The organism is Enterobacter sp. CGMCC 5087 (genome assembly GCF_003144775.1).
Classification (GTDB): domain Bacteria; phylum Pseudomonadota; class Gammaproteobacteria; order Enterobacterales; family Enterobacteriaceae; genus Enterobacter; species Enterobacter cloacae_M.
The window spans coordinates 13,080-31,422 of the sequence record NZ_QFXN01000206.1 but is presented as its reverse complement, the minus strand read 5'-3'; the positions used below and the strand labels follow the sequence as shown (position 1 = coordinate 31,422).

General features: G+C 57.8%; 17 protein-coding genes and 1 riboswitch. Of the genes, 11 read left to right on the top strand and 6 right to left on the bottom strand.

Going from position 1 to position 18,343, the window contains the following annotated elements:
• Nucleotides 1-24: 24 nt before the first annotated feature.
• A complete protein-coding gene (hldE, locus tag DEO48_RS16790) occupies nucleotides 25-1,455 on the top strand; it encodes a bifunctional D-glycero-beta-D-manno-heptose-7-phosphate kinase/D-glycero-beta-D-manno-heptose 1-phosphate adenylyltransferase HldE (RefSeq protein WP_109845785.1) in 1,431 nt (476 codons plus the stop codon).
• 116 nt (nucleotides 1,456-1,571) lie between these two features.
• Here the strand turns inward: hldE and ubiK are convergent, their stop codons facing one another.
• Entirely contained in the window at nucleotides 1,572-1,868 is a 297-nt protein-coding gene (ubiK, locus tag DEO48_RS16785) for a ubiquinone biosynthesis accessory factor UbiK (RefSeq protein ID WP_014071796.1), read from the bottom strand.
• A gap of 119 nt (nucleotides 1,869-1,987) precedes the next feature.
• A riboswitch (FMN riboswitch) is annotated at nucleotides 1,988-2,138 on the top strand.
• A 106-nt stretch (nucleotides 2,139-2,244) separates the two neighbouring features.
• Between ubiK and ribB the strand changes: the two genes are divergently transcribed.
• Entirely contained in the window at nucleotides 2,245-2,898 is a 654-nt protein-coding gene (gene ribB / locus DEO48_RS16780; protein WP_023309208.1) for a 3,4-dihydroxy-2-butanone-4-phosphate synthase, read from the top strand.
• 32 nt (nucleotides 2,899-2,930) lie between these two features.
• On the opposite strand, the gene zupT is transcribed toward ribB, so the two are convergent.
• Nucleotides 2,931-3,704: a zinc transporter ZupT gene (zupT, locus tag DEO48_RS16775; protein WP_033146665.1), complete on the bottom strand. Its 774-nt coding sequence runs from the start codon at nucleotides 3,702-3,704 to the stop codon at nucleotides 2,931-2,933.
• 196 nt (nucleotides 3,705-3,900) lie between these two features.
• On the opposite strand from zupT, the gene ygiD reads away from it, so the two are divergent.
• Nucleotides 3,901-4,689, top strand: a complete 789-nt coding sequence (gene ygiD / locus DEO48_RS16770; RefSeq protein ID WP_109845784.1) for a 4,5-DOPA dioxygenase extradiol — start codon at nucleotides 3,901-3,903, stop codon at nucleotides 4,687-4,689.
• A 92-nt stretch (nucleotides 4,690-4,781) separates the two neighbouring features.
• On the opposite strand, the gene DEO48_RS16760 is transcribed toward ygiD, so the two are convergent.
• The 3 genes from DEO48_RS16760 to tolC form a co-directional block, all read right to left on the bottom strand.
• Entirely contained in the window at nucleotides 4,782-5,942 is a 1,161-nt protein-coding gene (locus DEO48_RS16760; RefSeq protein ID WP_032659903.1) for a glutathionylspermidine synthase family protein, read from the bottom strand.
• Between the two features lie 2 nt (nucleotides 5,943-5,944).
• Nucleotides 5,945-6,613, bottom strand: coding sequence for a DUF1190 family protein (locus DEO48_RS16755; protein ID WP_109845782.1), 669 nt, complete (start codon nucleotides 6,611-6,613; stop codon nucleotides 5,945-5,947).
• Between the two features lie 190 nt (nucleotides 6,614-6,803).
• Nucleotides 6,804-8,282, bottom strand: coding sequence for an outer membrane channel protein TolC (gene tolC, locus DEO48_RS16750; protein WP_032659905.1), 1,479 nt, complete (start codon nucleotides 8,280-8,282; stop codon nucleotides 6,804-6,806).
• A 204-nt stretch (nucleotides 8,283-8,486) separates the two neighbouring features.
• Here tolC and nudF point away from each other — a divergent pair, with 204 nt between their 5' ends.
• From nudF to parE, 5 genes are read left to right on the top strand one after another with little or no spacing between them, the layout of a single operon-like run.
• On the top strand, nucleotides 8,487-9,119 hold the full coding sequence (gene nudF, locus DEO48_RS16745) for an ADP-ribose diphosphatase (RefSeq protein WP_109845781.1): 633 nt from the start codon (nucleotides 8,487-8,489) through the stop codon (nucleotides 9,117-9,119).
• Entirely contained in the window at nucleotides 9,116-9,538 is a 423-nt protein-coding gene (locus DEO48_RS16740) for a DUF1249 family protein (RefSeq protein ID WP_003862516.1), read from the top strand. The genes nudF and DEO48_RS16740 overlap by 4 nt, the downstream gene beginning before the upstream one ends.
• A 27-nt stretch (nucleotides 9,539-9,565) precedes the next feature.
• A complete protein-coding gene (gene cpdA, locus DEO48_RS16735) occupies nucleotides 9,566-10,393 on the top strand; it encodes a 3',5'-cyclic-AMP phosphodiesterase (RefSeq protein ID WP_024906493.1) in 828 nt (275 codons plus the stop codon).
• Nucleotides 10,393-10,974, top strand: a complete 582-nt coding sequence (gene yqiA, locus DEO48_RS16730; RefSeq protein WP_008502976.1) for an esterase YqiA — start codon at nucleotides 10,393-10,395, stop codon at nucleotides 10,972-10,974. The genes cpdA and yqiA overlap by 1 nt, the downstream gene beginning before the upstream one ends.
• A 28-nt stretch (nucleotides 10,975-11,002) precedes the next feature.
• Nucleotides 11,003-12,895 (top strand): DNA topoisomerase IV subunit B, encoded by a 1,893-nt coding sequence (gene parE / locus DEO48_RS16725; protein WP_029740698.1) that lies wholly within the window; start codon nucleotides 11,003-11,005, stop codon nucleotides 12,893-12,895.
• Between the two features lie 83 nt (nucleotides 12,896-12,978).
• Here parE and DEO48_RS16720 read toward each other — a convergent pair whose 3' ends face one another.
• Nucleotides 12,979-15,120 carry a TonB-dependent siderophore receptor gene (locus DEO48_RS16720; protein ID WP_109845780.1) on the bottom strand — a complete coding sequence of 714 codons (2,142 nt, stop codon included), beginning with the start codon at nucleotides 15,118-15,120 and terminating at the stop codon, nucleotides 12,979-12,981.
• Between the two features lie 386 nt (nucleotides 15,121-15,506).
• Between DEO48_RS16720 and DEO48_RS16715 the strand changes: the two genes are divergently transcribed.
• Genes DEO48_RS16715 through DEO48_RS16705 form a run of 3 tightly spaced genes read left to right on the top strand, consistent with a single transcriptional unit; the run spans nucleotide 15,507 to nucleotide 18,336 of the window.
• Nucleotides 15,507-16,319: an ABC transporter ATP-binding protein gene (locus DEO48_RS16715; RefSeq protein WP_109845779.1), complete on the top strand. Its 813-nt coding sequence runs from the start codon at nucleotides 15,507-15,509 to the stop codon at nucleotides 16,317-16,319.
• Nucleotides 16,316-17,299, top strand: a complete 984-nt coding sequence (locus DEO48_RS16710; RefSeq protein WP_109845778.1) for an iron ABC transporter permease — start codon at nucleotides 16,316-16,318, stop codon at nucleotides 17,297-17,299. Before DEO48_RS16715 ends, DEO48_RS16710 begins: the two co-directional genes overlap by 4 nt.
• On the top strand, nucleotides 17,296-18,336 hold the full coding sequence (locus tag DEO48_RS16705) for an iron ABC transporter permease (RefSeq protein WP_109845777.1): 1,041 nt from the start codon (nucleotides 17,296-17,298) through the stop codon (nucleotides 18,334-18,336). The genes DEO48_RS16710 and DEO48_RS16705 overlap by 4 nt, the downstream gene beginning before the upstream one ends.
• The last annotated feature ends 7 nt before the right edge of the window (nucleotides 18,337-18,343 follow it).

The following is an 18,343-nucleotide window of genomic DNA, read 5'->3' as shown; positions in this document are numbered from 1 at the left end:
TTGTGAATCTTTCTGGAGTCAGGAATGAAAGTAACACTGCCAGAGTTTGAACGTGCTGGGGTAATGGTTGTTGGGGATGTGATGCTGGATCGCTACTGGTATGGGCCTACCAGCCGCATCTCTCCGGAAGCACCGGTACCGGTGGTTAAGGTCGACACCATTGAAGAGCGTCCCGGCGGCGCGGCAAACGTGGCGATGAACATTGCCTCTCTGGGCGCGCAGTCGCGTCTGGTGGGCCTGACCGGCATCGACGATGCGGCGCGTGCGTTGAGCAAGTCGCTGGCGGACGTGAACGTGAAGTGCGACTTCGTCTCTGTTCCGACCCACCCGACCATTACCAAGCTGCGCGTGCTGTCGCGCAATCAGCAGCTGATCCGCCTCGACTTTGAAGAAGGGTTCGAAGGCGTTGATCCCGAGCCGCTGCACGAGCGTATCAACCAGGCGCTGAGCAATATTGGCGCGCTGGTGCTGTCCGACTATGCCAAAGGCGCGCTGGCGAGCGTGCAGACGATGGTTCAACTGGCGCGTAAAGCCAACGTGCCGGTGCTGATCGACCCGAAAGGGACCGATTTTGAGCGCTATCGCGGCGCAACCCTGCTAACGCCAAACCTCTCCGAGTTTGAAGCGGTGGCGGGCAAGTGCAAAACCGAGGAAGAACTGGTTGAGCGCGGCATGAAGATCATTGCTGACTTTGAGCTGTCCGCGCTGCTGGTCACCCGCTCCGAGCAGGGGATGACGCTGCTGCAGCCGGGCAAAGCGCCGCTGCATATGCCAACCCAGGCGCAGGAAGTGTACGACGTGACCGGTGCCGGTGATACGGTGATCGGCGTGCTGGCGGCGACGCTGGCAGCAGGAAACTCGCTGGAAGAGGCGTGCTACTTCGCTAACGCCGCGGCGGGCGTGGTTGTCGGTAAGCTCGGGACCTCAACCGTTTCGCCAATCGAGCTGGAAAACGCGGTGCGCGGTCGTGCGGATACCGGTTTTGGCGTCATGACCGAAGACGAGCTGAAGGTGGCCGTCGCCGCCGCGCGCAAGCGTGGTGAAAAAGTGGTGATGACTAACGGCGTGTTCGACATTCTGCACGCGGGCCACGTTTCGTATCTGGCGAACGCGCGCAAGCTGGGCGATCGCCTGATTGTGGCGGTTAACAGCGATGCATCGACGAAACGCCTGAAGGGCGAAACGCGTCCGGTGAACCCGCTCGAGCAGCGCATGATTGTGCTCGGCGCGCTGGAAGCGGTGGACTGGGTGGTGTCGTTTGAAGAAGATACCCCGCAGCGCCTGATTGCCGGTATTCTGCCGGACCTGCTGGTAAAAGGTGGGGATTACAAGCCGGAGCAAATCGCGGGTAGCGAAGAGGTCTGGGCGAACGGCGGCGAGGTGATGGTGCTCAACTTTGAGGACGGGTGCTCAACCACCAACATCATCAAGAAGATCCAGAAGGACAGTCAGTAAAAAAACGGGCCAGTTGGCCCGTTTTTTATGTCGGGTGGCGGCTGCGCCTTACCCGACCTACGCGTAGTATATGTAGGCCCGGTAAGCGAAGCACCACCGGGCGATACAACCCGCACTTACTCCTGGTCGTCCACCGGTGGAATAGCCGGTGCCGGCTTCACTTCTTCCGGCGCATTGCGGTTTTCCAGCTCGGTCAGACGCTGTTCCAGCAGCGCCAGCTTCTCGCGGGTGCGCAGCAGAACCTGGGTCTGCACGTCAAACTCTTCGCGGCTGACTAAATCAAGGCGAACCAACTGCGCCTGCAGCGTCTGGCGGATTTTCTTTTCTACGTCATCACCAAATTCACGAATGCCTTTTGGCATAGATTCATGAACCTGACGCGCGATCTGCTCAATTTTTTTCGGGTCAATCATTGGCGTTTCCCTTGATGGAAAAGTGTTAGTGTCCATTGTAGCGCGTCATGCCCGGGGTAAACAAAATTGTTTGATGCTTATGCATTGCCCAGGATAATCAATAGCGTTATAGTTATCTCGCTTATTCTCAGGGCGGGGCGAAATTCCCCACCGGCGGTAAATCAGCGTGACGCTGAAAGCCCGCGAGCGCTTTGGGTGAATACTCAAAGGTCAGCAGATCCGGTGTAATTCCGGGGCCGACGGTTAGAGTCCGGATGGGAGAGAGTAACGATCAAGTCGGGCATGGGCCCGCTCACGTTATCTTTTTGCCGCTTATACGGCGCTCCTAAGACTGCCCTGATTCTGGTAACCATAATGTTAATGAGGTTTTTTTACCATGAATCAGACGCTACTTTCCTCTTTTGGCACTTCAACTCAACGTGTTGAACATGCACTGGATGCACTGCGCGAAGGCCGCGGTGTGATGGTGCTTGACGATGAAAACCGTGAAAACGAAGGCGACATGATTTTCGCCGCCGAAAACATGACCGTTGAACAGATGGCGCTGACCATCCGTCACGGCAGCGGCATCGTATGCCTGTGTATTAATGAAGATCGTCGTAAGCAGCTCGATCTGCCGATGATGGTCGAAAACAACACCAGCGCCTTTGGTACCGGTTTTACCGTGACCATTGAAGCAGCGCATGGTGTGACCACCGGTGTGTCTGCGGCTGACCGTCTGACCACCGTACGTGCAGCGATTGCTGATGGTGCGAAACCATCCGATCTGCACCGTCCTGGCCACGTCTTCCCACTGCGTGCGCAGGCGGGCGGCGTGTTGACCCGCGGTGGTCATACCGAAGCGACGATCGACCTGGTGACTCTGGCTGGCTTCAAACCTGCTGGCGTGCTATGCGAACTGACCAACGATGATGGCACCATGGCGCGCGCGCCGGAGTGCATCACCTTTGCCCGCCTGCACAACATGCCGGTGGTCACGATTGAAGATCTGGTTGAGTATCGCCAGGCGCACGAGCGCAAAGCCAGCTGAAAATAAAAACGCCGGGAAGTCCCGGCGTTTTTTTACCCGATTCCTGCGGTCTGCAGCAGAACCAGACTTAATCCCATCACCGACATTCCGCACAGCACGCCATAGCTGGGGTTGTTGTTAGGATCGATCTCCTTCGCCAGCGGCATCAGTTCATCCACCGAAAGCGCAACCATGATCCCGGCTACCGCGGCCATAATCGCCGCCATGACTACCGGAGAGACCAGGCTACCAAGGATCAGCCAGGCCAGTACGCCGCCAAGGATTTCGGCCATCCCGGAAATGCCCGCCCAGAACACCGCTGTGCGTTTCGATCCCGTTGCGGCATACACGGGTCCGGCGACGGCCAGTCCTTCAGGAATATTGTGTAAGGCGACTGCCAGCGCGATGCCAAAGCCCATCTCAAGATTGCTGCTGGCCGTCACGTAGGTAGCGACCCCTTCCGGGAAGTTGTGCAGGCTGATGCCAAGCGTTAACAGCACGGCGGTACGCTTGATATTGCGCGGCATGGGCGTCACGTTTTTCTGCATTAAATCCTGCGGATGCGCGTGCGGTAGCATCCGATCGAGGGCAAAGTATCCCAGCAGGCCAAAGACAAACATGCCGTAGCCCAGCAGCGGAGACATGCCCTCTGTGCCCAGCGCGGCAGGCAGCATCTCCATCAGGGAGATGAGCAGCATGATCCCGGCAGCAAAGCCCAGTGAGAAGGCCAGTACGCGGTTAGAGGGCTTTTGGCCGAGTACGCCGAGGAGCGCACCGATGAAGGTCGCGGCGCCCGCCAGTATGGTCAGGATCAGGGGGACTGACATGCATTGCTCCTTTTGATAATGATTCTCATTAATATAAATGATTCATTTCTGGCAAAGCGAGGTTTAAAACCCGGCTTTACACATTCCTTACATTCAAATTTCCTGATGATGATCTTCACGCTTATCTGCGTTCATCTTTGCCGGATTGCGCGTAATGTAGCACCATTAAATTGACACCTTCTGTAAGGATATCACCATGACTTCTTCCCGTATGCCAGCCCTGTTTTTAGGCCACGGTAGCCCAATGAACGTTCTGGAAGACAACGTCTATACCCGCGCCTGGCATCATCTGGGCGAGACGTTGCCGCGTCCGAAAGCGATCGTGGTGGTGTCTGCGCACTGGTTTACCCGTGGGACGGGCGTGACCGCCATGGAAGCGCCAAAAACCATTCATGATTTTGGCGGCTTCCCGCAGGCGCTGTACGACACGCATTATCCGGCCCCCGGCTCGCCTGAGCTGGCGCAAAAGCTGGTAGAGTTGCTGGCACCTGTCCCTGTGACGCTGGATAAAGAAGCCTGGGGCTTTGACCATGGTTCCTGGGGCGTGCTGATTAAAATGTATCCTGACGCGGATATCCCGATGGTGCAGTTGAGTATCGACAGCACTAAACCTGCGGCCTGGCATCTTGAGATGGGGCGTAAGCTGGCAACCCTGCGTGATGAAGGCATCATGCTGGTGGCGAGCGGCAACGTGGTGCATAACCTGCGTACCGCACGCTGGCACGGTGAGAACACGCCGTACCCGTGGGCAACCTCTTTTAACGACTACGTTAAAGCGAACCTGACCTGGCAAGGCCCGGCTGAGGAGCATCCGCTGGTGAATTATCTGGATCATGATGGCGGTTCGCTCTCTAACCCGACGCCGGAACACTTCCTGCCGCTGCTGTACGTTCTTGGCGCGTGGGATGGTCAGGAACCGGTGACGATCCCGGTCGACGATATCGAGATGGGGAGTCTGAGTATGCTGTCGGTGCAGGTGGGATAATAAAAGCAAAACGGCAACCTCAGGTTGCCGTTTTTAGTTTTTGCACCCTCTCCCTGTGGGAGAGGGGCGGGGTGAGGGCATCAGGCTGCGGCCTATTCGACAAAAATGTGCGGATAAAACCGTGACAGATCCTGCGTGATCAGCGCGCGATCTTCGCGAATGCCAATCCCGGCCGGCAGATCGTTAATGAGCCAGCTGCCAATCAGGGTATAGCTGTCGCCAAATTTCGGCAGTTGATAGAACTCCTGGACGATCATCCCTTCTTCGCCGTATGGCCCTTCAACCGCTTCCAGCGTCTTGCCGTTTTCGATAATCGAGACGTTTGCCCCTTCGCGGGAGAAGATCGGCTTAACGACGTATTTCTCCATTTGCGGGTAATCATCTTCCGCAAAATAGGCTGGCAGCAGGTTCGGGTGGTTGGGGAACATCTCCCAGAGCATCGGCAGCAGGGCTTTGTTAGAGATGATGCTCTTCCATGCCGGCTCCAGCCAGCGCACGCCAGCATCTTCCAGCTTGGTGGAAAACATCTCGCGCAGCATGTATTCCCACGGGTAGAGCTTGAACAGGTTGCTGATCACCTGGTCCTGCATATCCGTAAACTGACCTTTTTCACCCAGGCCGATATCCTCGATATAGAGGAACTCGGTCGCCACTTCCGCTTCGGCGGCGCAGTCCTGCAGATACTGAACCGTGCCACGGTCTTCTTCCGTGTCGCGGCAGCAGGCGAGATGGAGCAGGTTAAAGCCATGCTGTTCGCGCAGTTCGGCAAAACGCTCAATCAGCTTTTCCTGCAGGCTGTTAAACTGGTCGCTGCCTTCCGGCAGGTTTCCGGCATTGGCCTGGTCTTCCAGCCAGATCCACTGGAAGAACGCCGCTTCATACAGAGAGGTTGGCGTATCGGCGTTGTTTTCCAGCAGCTTAGGCTCGCCTTTGCCGTCCCACGCCAGATCCAGGCGAGAGTAAAGCGAAGGTTGATTCGTTTTCCACGACTGGCGCACAAAGCCCCAGGTGTGCTTCGGAATGCGGAACTTTGCCATCAGCTCGTCGCTGTCGATGACCTTTTCCACGACCTTCAGGCACATCTGGTGCAGCTCGGCCGTCACCTCTTCCAGTTTTTCCACCTGGGCCAGCGTGAGCTTGTAATAGGCGTCTTCACACCAGTACGGCTCGCCGTACATGGTGTGGAAGTTAAAACCGTACTCTGTGGCTTTTTCGCGCCAGTCCGGGCGCTCGGTGATACTGACTCGTTCCATGATCAGCCGCCCATTGAGCGAGTAGAGGAGGTGCCTGTCGCACTACGCTGCATGCTGGTCTGCTTCGCCACAGATTCACCAAACCCGCCGCGGGTGATGGTGCTGGTCGTCGCAGGCTTCGGCGCCATCGCCGTTTTCGGTACGGTCACGGTGCGGCCAGGGGTCGCTGCGCCGTAGCCTTTGCCGCTGGCATCGGTATATTGACCGTAAGCCGGGCTGGCCGGGTTTTTCGAGCTAAACAGCGGCTGCTGCTGGTAGCCAGCACCGCCGCCCATCAGGCGACCCATCATGTAGCCTGCCATCAGCGGCATCCAGAAGCTGCCGCTGGACTGCGCCTGAGCCTGATTTTCAGGTGCGGTGCCGGCCTGAGCCGGTGCCTGCTGGCACTGACCTTCACCAAACTCCGCCACGCAGTCTTCGCGTGAGGCATATTTCGGCGCGGTACGTTCCGCTTCTTTCAGCGCGTTGGTGTAGGCCGTTTTACATTCGGCAGCTTTACCGGTGGCGGCAGAGCAGTCGTCCGCGTTTTGATACAGCGAAACCGTTTCGTCATTTTTCTCACAGCCTGCCAGCATAAAGACAGCCGTGACCGCCAGCGCAACAGGGGTGAGATGACGCGCGTTCCAGCTCTTACGGAACGAAGCGTGATTTATGGATTTTGTCCGTTTCATGTTTGTCTTCCAGGACCCAGTGGTAATAACGCTCAGGATAGAGGATGAGTGGTTGAAAATGAAGCGAAGAGGGGCGGAATCAGGGGGATCTTTACGTTGGCTTACGTTCGGATGTGATTCAGATGCGCCCTCTCCCTGTGGGAGAGGGGCGGGGTGATGGCATCAGGCCGCAGTGGACCTGATGACACTCTTAGTTACGGAACGGATTATTGCCTTTGCTGGCGGATGTAGTGGTACGCGCAGCGGCCGGCTGTGCCGCAGGGGTGTTGCTGTTAGCGTTGAAGTTATCAACCGCGGCAACCTGCTCCGGATTCTCCGGTGCAACGCTGTCCGGAGAGGTGGAGACCGGTTTGCCCAGCGCGCTGTTCAGCATCTGCAGATCTTGCTCGTTCAGCGTACCCAGAGCCTGTTTGATGTTCAGCTGGTTAATCAGGTACTGGTAACGCGCGCTGGAGAGCTGCTGTTTCGCGTTGTACAGCGTGGTGGTCGCGTCGAGCACGTCCACGATAGTACGTGTACCGACCGAGTAGCCCGCTTCCATCGCATCCAGAGAGCTCTGTGCAGACACAACGGCCTGTTTATAGGCGTTGATGCTGCTGATCGAGGCGTTCACGTTGTTGAAGGAGGAACGCACGGTCTGCACCACGTTGCGGTGGGCGCTTTCCAGCTGCTCGCTCGCGCCAACAAAGTTGTACTGCGCCTGTTTCACCTGAGAGTTGACCTGGCCGCCCTGGTACAGCGGCAGGGAGAAGCTCAGACCCACTTTGTTCTGACCCATATTGCTGTCGTCATACTGGGACGTATTGGTTTTAGAGCCGCTGTAGGTCGTATCAGAAACACCGGTAGAGGCGCTCAGGCTCAGAGTTGGCAGATGGCCGTCCTGCGCCTGACGAATTTGTTCGCGGGCCAGATCCTGGCTCAGACGCGCCTGCAGCAAACTCAGGTTGCGGTTTTCTGCCTCTTTCAGCAGGGCGTTAACGGCCTGCGGTTTATCCGTTTTGAAGCTGTCCACGTTCAGCGACGCCAGCTCAGGATAGTAATTCCCGGTGACCTGACGCAGGGATTCCAGCGCGTTGTCGAGGTTGTTACGCGCGGTCACTTCGTTAGCCAGCACGGTATCGTACTGTGAACGGGCGTTCTGCACGTCGGTGATCGCCACCAGGCCCACGTTGAAACGCTGGGTGGTTTGATCTAACTGGCGGTAAATCGCCTGTTTCTGCGCTTCGGTGTAGGAGAGTGCGTCAATCGCGCTCAGCACGTTGAAGTACGCCGTGGCAGTATTCAGGATCAGCGTCTGCTGGTCAGTCTGATAGGTCACATCCTGAATACCCGCACTCTTTTCCTGCAGGGTCAGGGCGCGCCATTTGGACATATCAAACAGCGTCTGTGTCAATTGCAGTGAGGCGCTGGTAGCATTGGAGTTTACGCCGTTAGCGTCGCGGAAACCGTTGCTGTAGGTATAATCTGCACCTAAACCTAACTGTGGCAGCAAGGGGCTACGCGCTTCGTTAATCTTTTCAAACGCAGCATCACGATCGGCCGCTGATTTACGTAAATCAGGGTTGCCCAGACGTGCCTGCTGGTAGACCTGTAACAGGTTTTCCGCCTGGCTCATTGCACTGAAGCCCGTCAGGCTCAGGCCGATAAGGATGGGGAGCAATTTCTTCATTTGCATTCCTTGTTGTGAAGCAGTATTAGCGCTGATCTAATTAAAAAATAATTGCCGATTCTAACAGAATCTTCCATACCAAAAGGTTGGCGTAACGTGCCATCTGGCGGTAATTTGCACCAATCTACCATATAGCCTTACAAACGGCAGCCAAACAGCCTTGAAATTCACAATTTCATCACCATTGCTACCAGGACTCGACTCATGCAAAAACCAGAAAAGTTGCCCGTGACATTCGCCAAAAACGATGTAGAAATTATTGCACGAGAAACGCTTTATAGCGGTTTTTTTTCAATGGATCTTTACCGTTTCAGGCATCGCCTGTTTAACGGGGAAATGAGCGGCGAAATCAGACGCGAAATTTTTGAGCGCGGGCATGCGGCAGTCTTGCTACCCTTTGACCCAGTGCGTGACGAAGTTGTGCTGGTGGAGCAGATCCGCATCGCCGCTTATGACGTCAGTGAGAGCCCGTGGCTGCTGGAGATGGTGGCCGGGATGATCGAAGAAGGTGAAACGGTTGAAGACGTCGCCCGGCGTGAGGCGCTGGAAGAGGCCGGACTGGTGGTGGGTCGCACCAAGCCGGTGCTGAGCTATCTGGCAAGCCCGGGCGGTACCAGCGAGCGCTTGTCCATAATGGTGGGCGAAGTGGACGCCACGATGGCGGAAGGGATCCACGGTCTGGCAGATGAAAACGAAGATATTCGGGTTCATGTGGTGAGCCGGGAACAGGCTTATCAGTGGGTAGAAGAGGGGAAAATCGACAACGCAGCGTCTGTCATCGCCCTGCAATGGCTGCAGCTGCATTATCAGACATTACGAAACGAGTGGAAAAAATGAAGCGCTATACGCCTGACTTCCCAGAAATGATGCGCCTGTGCGAAACCAATTTCGCACAGCTGCGCCGCCTGCTGCCGCGAAACGACGCACCCGGCGAAACGGTAAGCTATCAGGTGAGCAACGCGCAGTATCGGTTAACGATAACAGAATCAACGCGCTACACTACGCTGGTGGAGATTGAGCAAACGGCACCCAGCATTAGCTACTGGAGCCTGCCGTCGATGACGGTGCGCCTCTATCACGACGCGATGGTCGCTGAAGTGTGTTCAAGCCAGCAGATCTTTCGCTTCAAGGCGCGGTATGATTACCCGAATAAAAAGTTGCATCAACGCGACGAAAAGCATCAAATTAACCAGTTTTTAGCCGACTGGCTAAGATATTGTTTAGCACATGGAGCAATGGCGATTCCGGTTTGTTAGCGTCATAAACCTACCTAAGGACACCATTTGGAAAGCCTGTTGAACCTGACTGTTGCTGGTGGGGCGCCAGTCAGGATATTACAAATCACCGATACCCACCTTTTTGCCGAAAAGCATGAGACGCTACTGGGGGTCAACACCTGGGAGAGTTATCAGGCGGTGCTTAGCGCCATTCACGCTGAAAACCGTGCATGCGATCTGATTGTCGCAACGGGCGATCTGGCGCAGGATCAGTCCTCCGCGGCCTACCAGCATTTTGCTGAAGGCATCGCGAGCTTTAGCGTGCCTTGCGTCTGGCTGCCAGGAAACCATGACTTCCAGCCCGCCATGTACAGTTCTCTCCAGGATGCGGGGATTTCTCCGGCGAAATGTGTTTTTGCGGGTGAACAGTGGCAGATCCTGCTGCTGGACAGCCAGGTGTTTGGCGTCCCGCACGGTGAGTTAAGCGAGTTTCAGCTCGACTGGCTTGAGACCAAACTGGCTGCTGAACCTGAACGCCATACGCTGCTGTTGCTGCATCATCATCCTCTTCCGGCGGGCTGCAGCTGGCTCGATCAGCACAGCCTGCGCAACTCCGCAGCGCTGGATCGCGTGCTGGCGAAGTTCCCGCGGGTAAAAAATCTGCTGTGTGGGCATATTCACCAGGAACAGGATCTCGACTGGAATGGACGCCGCATGCTGGCGACGCCATCGACCTGCGTTCAGTTTAAGCCGCACTGCGCCAACTTTACGCTGGACACCATCGCGCCAGGCTGGCGCTGGCTGGAACTGCATGCCGACGGCACGCTGACCACGGAAGTCTGCCGTTTGACCGGTGCAAAATTCCGCCCGGATACCGCTTCAGAAGGCTATTGATGTCTACGCTCCTTTACCTGCACGGATTCAACAGCTCGCCGCGCTCCGCAAAAGCGACACAGTTTCGCCAGTGGCTGAGCGAGCATCACCCCGACGTTGAGATGATTATCCCGCAGCTGCCGCCTTACCCGGCAGAGGCCGCGGAGATGCTGGAATCTATTGTGCTTGCGCACGGCGGCGAAACCTTCGGTGTGGTCGGTTCATCCCTGGGCGGGTACTACGCCACCTGGCTCTCACAATGCTTCATGCTGCCCGCCGTTGTGGTTAATCCGGCGGTTCGGCCATTTGAGCTGCTGAGGGACTTTCTTGGCGAAAACGAGAACCCCTACACCGGGCAGCAATATGTGCTAGAGTCACGCCATATTTACGATCTCAAAGTTATGCAGGTCGACCCGCTTGAGGCGCCGGATCTCATCTGGCTGCTGCAACAGACGGGTGATGAAGTGCTGGATTACCGCCAGGCAGTGGCGTATTACGCCTCCTGCCGCCAGACTATAGAAGAGGGCGGAAACCATGCTTTCACGGGCTTTGAGAATCATTTCACCCAGATTGTCGATTTTCTTGGACTGCACAGCCACTGACAATCAATGCGAATTGCTAGTTTAAATCATGACGCAAACCTATAACGCTGATGCCATTGAGGTCCTCACCGGGCTTGAGCCGGTTCGCCGCCGCCCGGGGATGTACACCGATACGACGCGCCCAAACCATCTGGGCCAGGAAGTTATTGATAACAGTGTGGACGAAGCGCTGGCGGGCCATGCCAAACGCGTCGACGTTATCCTGCACGCCGATCAGTCGCTGGAAGTCATCGACGACGGGCGCGGCATGCCGGTGGATATCCACCCGGAAGAGGGCGTGCCTGCCGTTGAGCTGATCCTCTGTCGTCTGCACGCGGGCGGTAAGTTCTCCAACAAGAACTACCAGTTCTCCGGTGGTCTGCACGGCGTGGGCATTTCCGTCGTGAACGCCCTGTCCAAACGCGTGGAAGTGAACGTCCGCCGCGACGGCCAGGTCTATAACATCGCGTTTGAAAACGGCGATAAGGTGCAGGATCTGCAGGTTGTCGGCACGTGCGGCAAACGCAACACCGGCACCAGCGTCCACTTCTGGCCTGACGAAAGCTTCTTCGACAGCCCGCGTTTTTCCGTTTCTCGCCTGACGCACCTGCTGAAAGCCAAAGCGGTGCTGTGTCCGGGCGTGGAAATCACCTTTACCGATCACGTTAACAATACCGCACAAACCTGGTGCTACGCCGACGGTCTGAACGACTACCTGTGCGAAGCGGTAAACGGCCTGCCGACGCTGCCGGAAAAACCGTTTGTCGGTAACTTTAGCGGCGATACCGAAGCGGTGGACTGGGCGCTGCTGTGGCTGCCGGAAGGCGGCGAGCTGCTGACGGAAAGCTACGTCAACCTGATCCCGACCATGCTCGGCGGTACGCACGTCAACGGCCTGCGTCAGGGGCTGCTGGACGCGATGCGTGAGTTCTGCGAATACCGCAATATCCTGCCGCGCGGCGTGAAGCTATCGGCGGAAGATATCTGGGATCGCTGCGCCTACGTGCTCTCCGTGAAGATGCAGGATCCGCAGTTTGCCGGTCAGACCAAAGAGCGCCTGTCGTCACGTCAGTGCGCGGCATTCGTCTCCGGCGTGGTGAAAGATGCGTTTACCCTGTGGCTGAACCAGAACGTGCAGGCGGCAGAGATGCTGGCCGAAATGGCGATTTCCAGCGCCCAGCGTCGTCTGCGTGCCGCGAAGAAAGTGGTGCGTAAAAAGCTGACCAGCGGCCCTGCGCTGCCGGGCAAGCTGGCGGACTGTACCGCGCAGGATCTCAACCGTACCGAGCTGTTCCTCGTGGAAGGGGACTCGGCGGGCGGATCGGCCAAGCAGGCGCGCGATCGTGAATATCAGGCGATCATGCCGCTCAAGGGTAAGATCCTGAATACCTGGGAGGTCTCTTCTGATGAAGTGCTGGCCTCGCAGGAAGTGCACGATATCTCGGTAGCGATCGGCATCGATCCGGACAGCGACGATCTGAGCCAGCTGCGCTACGGCAAGATCTGTATCCTCGCGGATGCGGACTCCGATGGTCTGCACATCGCCACGCTGCTGTGCGCGCTGTTCGTGAAGCATTTCAAAACGCTGGTGAAAAACGGTCACGTCCACGTGGCGCTGCCGCCGCTGTACCGTATCGACCTCGGCAAAGAGGTTTACTACGCGCTGACGGAAGAAGAGAAAGCGGGCGTGCTGGAACAGCTGAAGCGCAAGAAGGGCAAACCGAACGTGCAGCGATTTAAAGGGCTGGGCGAGATGAACCCGATGCAGCTACGCGAAACGACGCTGGATCCGAACACGCGCCGTCTGGTGCAGCTGACGATCAGCGACGAAGACGAACAGCAAACCAACGCCATGATGGATATGCTCCTTGCCAAGAAACGTTCGGAAGACCGACGCAACTGGCTGCAGGAGAAAGGCGATATGGCGGATATTGAGGCCTGATGCCCTCACCCTAACCCTCTCCCACAGGGAGAGGGAATGGATCGTAGGCCCGGTAAGCGTTAGCGCCACCGGGCTTTTTTACGTCAAAACTCCATCTTCACCGTAAACTGCACTTCGCGCGGATCGCCAATCTGGTTGCCCAGGTTGTTGGTCGCAATGGACGACGTGTAGTAGGTCTTATCAAACAGATTTTTCACGTTCACCTGCAGCGTCACCGGATACTGTAGCTTCATTTTGTACGCCGCAAACGCATCCGCCACGAAATAGCCCGGCAGATAATAATCCGCGCCGTTGGTTGCGGAACGACGGCTTACGCCGTGCCCGCCGCCGCCCAGCGTCAGGGTATTCCCGGCAAACGCATTGTGAATATCGTAGGTCAGGAACAGGGAGCCGGTATGGCGCGGCACGTTTGGCAGCGGTTTGCCCGCATAGTCCGGGTCTTCCAGCACCTTCGCGTCGGTATAGCCGTAGCTGGCGATAATGTTGGTGTTCTCGGTCAGCGAGCCGGCAAGATCCACCTCCACGCCCTGGGAGCGCACGCGGCCCGCGGTTTTGGCGACGGTTTCTTCACCAATGCTTTCGGTGTACAGCACGTTGCGCTTGTGGATATCAAACAGCGCGATATTGGCAGTAATGCCGTCGAACAGGTCAAACTTAGCGCCGATTTCATACGCGTTAGACGTTTCCGGCGGCAGGTCGCCGATGTAGCTCGCAATGGACGACTGCGGCATAAACGTCTGGGAATAGTTGGCAAACAGCGAGACTGCTGGGGTGAGCTTATAAACAAGACCCAGCTTCGGCGTCCACTGGTCGTCGCGGCTGTCGGTGTTCACGTTAAACGGACGGCCTTTCCCCGCATACTGGGTGTAATACTGATAGCGCATTCCGGCGACGGCGATCCACTTATCGGTCAGGTACAGCGCGTCCTGCGCGTAGGCGGAGTAGCTCTCCTGCTTGATGGTTTGATCGCTGTCGGCTGCCGAGACGGTGGTGCACTTGCCGAGGCTGCCGTAGCTCGGGTTGTAAATATTGAAATCCTTAACGTTCTTACAGCGGATCATGTCCGTACGCAGCAGATCGTAATTCTCATACGACACGCCGGTCAGGATCTCATTGTAAAAGCCCGCGATGTCCACGTTTCCCTGCAGATCCGCGCGCGTCGTGTGCATACGCTGGGTCGAACCCTGGGTCGCATCCACGCGGCGGGTCAGGTTGCCGGTTTTTGAATCGTAGGCCATCACGCGGGCCTGGTTATCGCTGTATTTATCCTGGCTGTAGCTGTAGTCGAACTTCGCGGTCCACTGGCTGTTGAGGCGATACTCCGCGTTGAGCTGAGCGAGATCGGACTGGCCGTCGGTCACGTTAAACGGTTCGTCGAAGCGGGTTTTACGATCGACGTCGACGGCTTTTTTAGTGTTGAGATCGAAGATCGTTCCGCGATCGAACGGCGTTTTATAGTCGCGATGCGAATAGAGCACGGTCACAGTGGCATCGTCGCCGAACCAGGTCAGCGACGGGGCGATAAAGGTGCTGCGTTCGTTGCCGAAATTACGCCAGTAATCCTCGTCCTGATATTCGCCCGTCAGGCGATACGCCAGACGCGTGCCGTCAATCGGGCCGGTAACATCAACCTGTCCGGTGCCGCCGCCAAAGCTGGACGAGGTAGCGGAAAGTGAGCCGCCGAAGGTCTTCTCCGGGCGTTTGGTGACGACGTTGATCAGGCCGCCGGGGTCGAGAATACCGTATAGGGTCGAGGCCGGGCCTTTCAGCACCTCCACGCGCTCGGTTGCGGCATTAAAGCTGCGCGGCAGCACGGTGCGCAGGCCGTTGGTCATGATCGAGCCGTCGCGGTTCGCGCCAAATCCGCGGCGCACGAAGGCATCCTGCGTACCGCCCAGGGTGTTGGTCTGCACCACGTTGCTGACGTTATAGAGCGCTTCATCCAGCGTGGTGGCATGCTGATCCTCCAGCACTTTATCGCTGACGGTATTGACCACCTGCGGGATGTCCAGCATCGGCATGTTGGTTAACGTCGCGGTGGAGGTATTCAACGGCTGATAGCCAATCGTGGCCTCCGCCGTCGTATTTGGATCGGCGGTGACGGTAAGCGTTTCGCCGTCTTTAGTCGCGGTGTTATCTGCTGCCTGCACCAGCGGCGCTATGAACAGCAGTGAAAAGAGCGCGCGCCCTTTTACCCCAGAGAGTGAAGGTGTGAACGTAGCCATTACATCTGTTATCCCGAAATATCCCGCGAATGACGTTTCGCGGAAAAATGTGTGAGTCATTGCCCTTTACGGTCTGTCCGTTAGCCACGGCGGACATCGGACATGTAATTGAGAATCATTCAATCATGCGCGAATGTAGTAGTAAATGGAAAAAAGCAAAAATCGGCTACAACGTTTAGCCGGGCGTATAAGCGCAGCGGGATAATTATTAACTTATTGAATTAAATGCTTTTGAAAGTCCTTTTTTGTTCATTTCCCTTCAGGCTTATCCCTGGTTTTATCAGGGTGTTTCTTCTCTTGACTACTACATGGCGCAGCGTCAAACTCTCAAAAGAGAATGATTTTTATTTATATTTGTTGCGCTTTTTTATTACGTTGGCATTCACGTGGCTCACAACACAAGAAAACCGGGACTGGTTCTGGAGAACCTCTCTGCGGGCTATCAGAAAAAAATCATCGTTGATGATATCTCCCTTGCGATCCCACAGCAGAAAATGACGGTGCTGGCAGGGGCGAACGGCTGCGGAAAATCCACGCTGCTGAGCACCATTGCGCGTTTGCTTCAGCCGCTTGGCGGCGCGGCAGTTCTCGACGGCAAGGCGATCCACGAGCAGCCGACCAAAGCCGTCGCCCGCGAGCTGGGTATCCTGCCGCAGTCTCCGCTGCTGCCGGAAGGGTTAACCGTCTTTGAACTGGTCTCGCGCGGGCGTTTTCCCTGGCAAAACTTTATGCGCCAGTGGAGCGACGAGGACGAGCTGGCGGTGGAAGAGGCCCTGCGTCTGACCGGAACGGCGGAGTTTGCCCATATGCCGGTGGAAAGCTTATCCGGCGGCCAGCGTCAGCGCTGCTGGATCGCCATGGCGCTGGCGCAGCAAACGCCGTATATCCTGCTTGACGAGCCCACGACGTACCTCGATCTTCGCTATCAGGTGGAGATCCTGGAACTGCTGCACACCCTGACCCGCCAGCACGGACGTACCGTCGTGGTGGTGCTGCACGATCTCAACTTCGCCGTGAACTACGGCGATTCGCTGGTCTTTTTACGCCAGGGGAAAGTTGAAGGCGTATTGCATGAGGGCGATGCCTGCACGCCGGAGCTGATCAAAGCGGTGTTTGATGTCGACGTGCATATGTCCATAAATCCGTTGACCGGCAAGCCGTTCTTTATGCCGTTTCGCCAGAGCACCGTTCAGCCATGATGCGCTCCTCTCTGGCCTTTCCGATCTTCGCACTGCTGCTGGCGCTGGGCGCGATTATGCACCTGGGCAACGGCGCACGCTTCATCGCCCCGCAGACGGTGGTGGAGGCATTCTTCCATTTCGATCCGCGCAATTTCGACCATAACGTCATTATCAAATTAAGACTGCTGCGCCTCTGCGCCGCGATGGTGACGGGCGCCTCGCTCGGCGTGGCGGGCGTGCTGCTGCAGTCCGTGATCCGCAACCCGCTCGGCGAGCCGCATATTCTGGGGCTCAACGCCGGGGCCGCACTGGCGGTCGTGATTACCAGCGCGCTTGGGCTGTCGCTGCCGTTTGGTCGCCCGCTCGTTGCCGCCGCCGGTGCCGCCGCGCTGTTTTTGCTGGTGCTGATGTTCTCCTCGTCCGGTCGCACCGGGCTTACGCCGATGAAGGTCACGCTGTGCGGCGTGGCGATGTCGGCGTTTGCCTCGTCGGTTACCGCCGCGGTGTTAATCCTCGATGAACAGATGCTGCTCGCCATGCGCACCTGGCTGGCAGGGGACCTGGCCGGGATCAACGTGCAGACGCTCCGGAGCGCCCTTTGGGCCGCAGCAGCCGGTTTTGTTCTCGCCATCGGTCTGTCGCCCTCGCTCAACATGCTTGCGCTGGGAGACCGAATGGCGCAGGGGCTTGGCGTGTCGCTGCTGAAAACCCGCCTGCTCGCCCTGCTGGCCATCGCGCTGCTCTGCGGTGCGGCCGTCTCAATTGCTGGGCCGATTGGCTTTATCGGCCTGGTCGTGCCGCAGCTCATTCGCCGTCTGGTGTCGGTCGATTTACGCGTGATGGTGCCGCTGTCAGCCCTGTGCGGCGCGCTGGTTCTGCTGCTGGCGGATATCGCCGCCCGCACGCTGTTTACGCCCTGGGAGCTGGCAACCGGCATCATGACGGCCCTGGTCGGCGCACCCGTATTCATCTTTATGGCGTCGAGGATGTTCAAATGAACCGGGCCGGATTCCGCGCGATCCGTATTGGCCGTGTATCGGCGCTGGTTCGCCCGCGGGCGCTGGCGTGCCTGACGCTTTTGGCGCTGGTGGCGTTAAGCCTGCTGGGCTTTGGCCTGACGCACGGATCTCTTCCTGTTCCCACCTCCGCCATCGGGCGCGCGCTGTTTTCTCCTGAGAGTCTGACGGCAGAGACGCGCTACATCGTGATGGATATCCGCCTGCCGCGCCTGCTGATGGCGGTGCTGTGCGGCGCGATGCTCGGCATGGCGGGGGCGGCAATGCAGTCCATCACCCGCAATGGTCTGGCCGATCCCGGGCTTATCGGCGTGAAGGAGGGCTGTAGCGCGGCGGTACTGCTGCTGATTTTTCAGTTCCCGGCGCTGGGCCTGGCCTGGCGTCCGCTGGTCGGCATGGCCGGAGGGCTGCTTACCGCGCTGCTGGTTATCGGCCTGGCGCGCGATATCTCGCGCCCGCGGTTCATCCTGATCGGCATCGGCGTGTCGTGGGCGTTTGCCGCCGCAATGGGCGTCTTTATCACCACCGCCGACGTGCGGGACGTGCAGACGGCGATGCTGTGGCTGGCGGGAAGCCTGCATGCGGCAAACTGGACGCTGGTGGGGTTAGCCGCGCTCTGGGCTGCCCCCGCGTTTGCGCTGCTGCTGTTTACCGCACGGGCTGCGGACGTGGCGTTGCTCGGCAATCAGTCCGCAGCGGGCCTTGGCGTGCGCATAACCCGGCTGGCGCTGCTGCGGGTTCTCGCCCCGGTGGTGCTGACGGCGGCCTGCGTCTCGTGCGTGGGCGGTATTGGTTTCGTGGGGCTGATTGCCCCGCATATGGCGCGCCTGCTGCTGCGCGGTGGGCAAACCGCGCTCCTGACTGGAAGCGCCGTGCTGGGCGCGCTGCTGGTGCTGCTGGCGGATAACGTCGGACGTCTGGCATTCCTCCCGCTGCAGCTGCCGGCGGGAATTGTGATTTCATTGATTGGCGGACCGTTTTTCCTGCTGCTGCTCTGGCAGCGTCGGGACAGATTTTAGGGGACTA

Coding starts and splice junctions, on each gene's coding strand:
- hldE (WP_109845785.1), top strand. CDS start 25: ATGAAAGTAACACTGCCAGAGTTTGAACGTGCTGGGGTAATGGTTGTT.
- ubiK (WP_014071796.1), bottom strand. CDS start 1,868: ATGATTGACCCGAAAAAAATTGAGCAGATCGCGCGTCAGGTTCATGAA.
- ribB (WP_023309208.1), top strand. CDS start 2,245: ATGAATCAGACGCTACTTTCCTCTTTTGGCACTTCAACTCAACGTGTT.
- zupT (WP_033146665.1), bottom strand. CDS start 3,704: ATGTCAGTCCCCCTGATCCTGACCATACTGGCGGGCGCCGCGACCTTC.
- ygiD (WP_109845784.1), top strand. CDS start 3,901: ATGACTTCTTCCCGTATGCCAGCCCTGTTTTTAGGCCACGGTAGCCCA.
- DEO48_RS16760 (WP_032659903.1), bottom strand. CDS start 5,942: ATGGAACGAGTCAGTATCACCGAGCGCCCGGACTGGCGCGAAAAAGCC.
- DEO48_RS16755 (WP_109845782.1), bottom strand. CDS start 6,613: ATGAAACGGACAAAATCCATAAATCACGCTTCGTTCCGTAAGAGCTGG.
- tolC (WP_032659905.1), bottom strand. CDS start 8,282: ATGAAGAAATTGCTCCCCATCCTTATCGGCCTGAGCCTGACGGGCTTC.
- nudF (WP_109845781.1), top strand. CDS start 8,487: ATGCAAAAACCAGAAAAGTTGCCCGTGACATTCGCCAAAAACGATGTA.
- DEO48_RS16740 (WP_003862516.1), top strand. CDS start 9,116: ATGAAGCGCTATACGCCTGACTTCCCAGAAATGATGCGCCTGTGCGAA.
- yqiA (WP_008502976.1), top strand. CDS start 10,393: ATGTCTACGCTCCTTTACCTGCACGGATTCAACAGCTCGCCGCGCTCC.
- parE (WP_029740698.1), top strand. CDS start 11,003: ATGACGCAAACCTATAACGCTGATGCCATTGAGGTCCTCACCGGGCTT.
- DEO48_RS16720 (WP_109845780.1), bottom strand. CDS start 15,120: ATGGCTACGTTCACACCTTCACTCTCTGGGGTAAAAGGGCGCGCGCTC.
- DEO48_RS16710 (WP_109845778.1), top strand. CDS start 16,316: ATGATGCGCTCCTCTCTGGCCTTTCCGATCTTCGCACTGCTGCTGGCG.
- DEO48_RS16705 (WP_109845777.1), top strand. CDS start 17,296: ATGAACCGGGCCGGATTCCGCGCGATCCGTATTGGCCGTGTATCGGCG.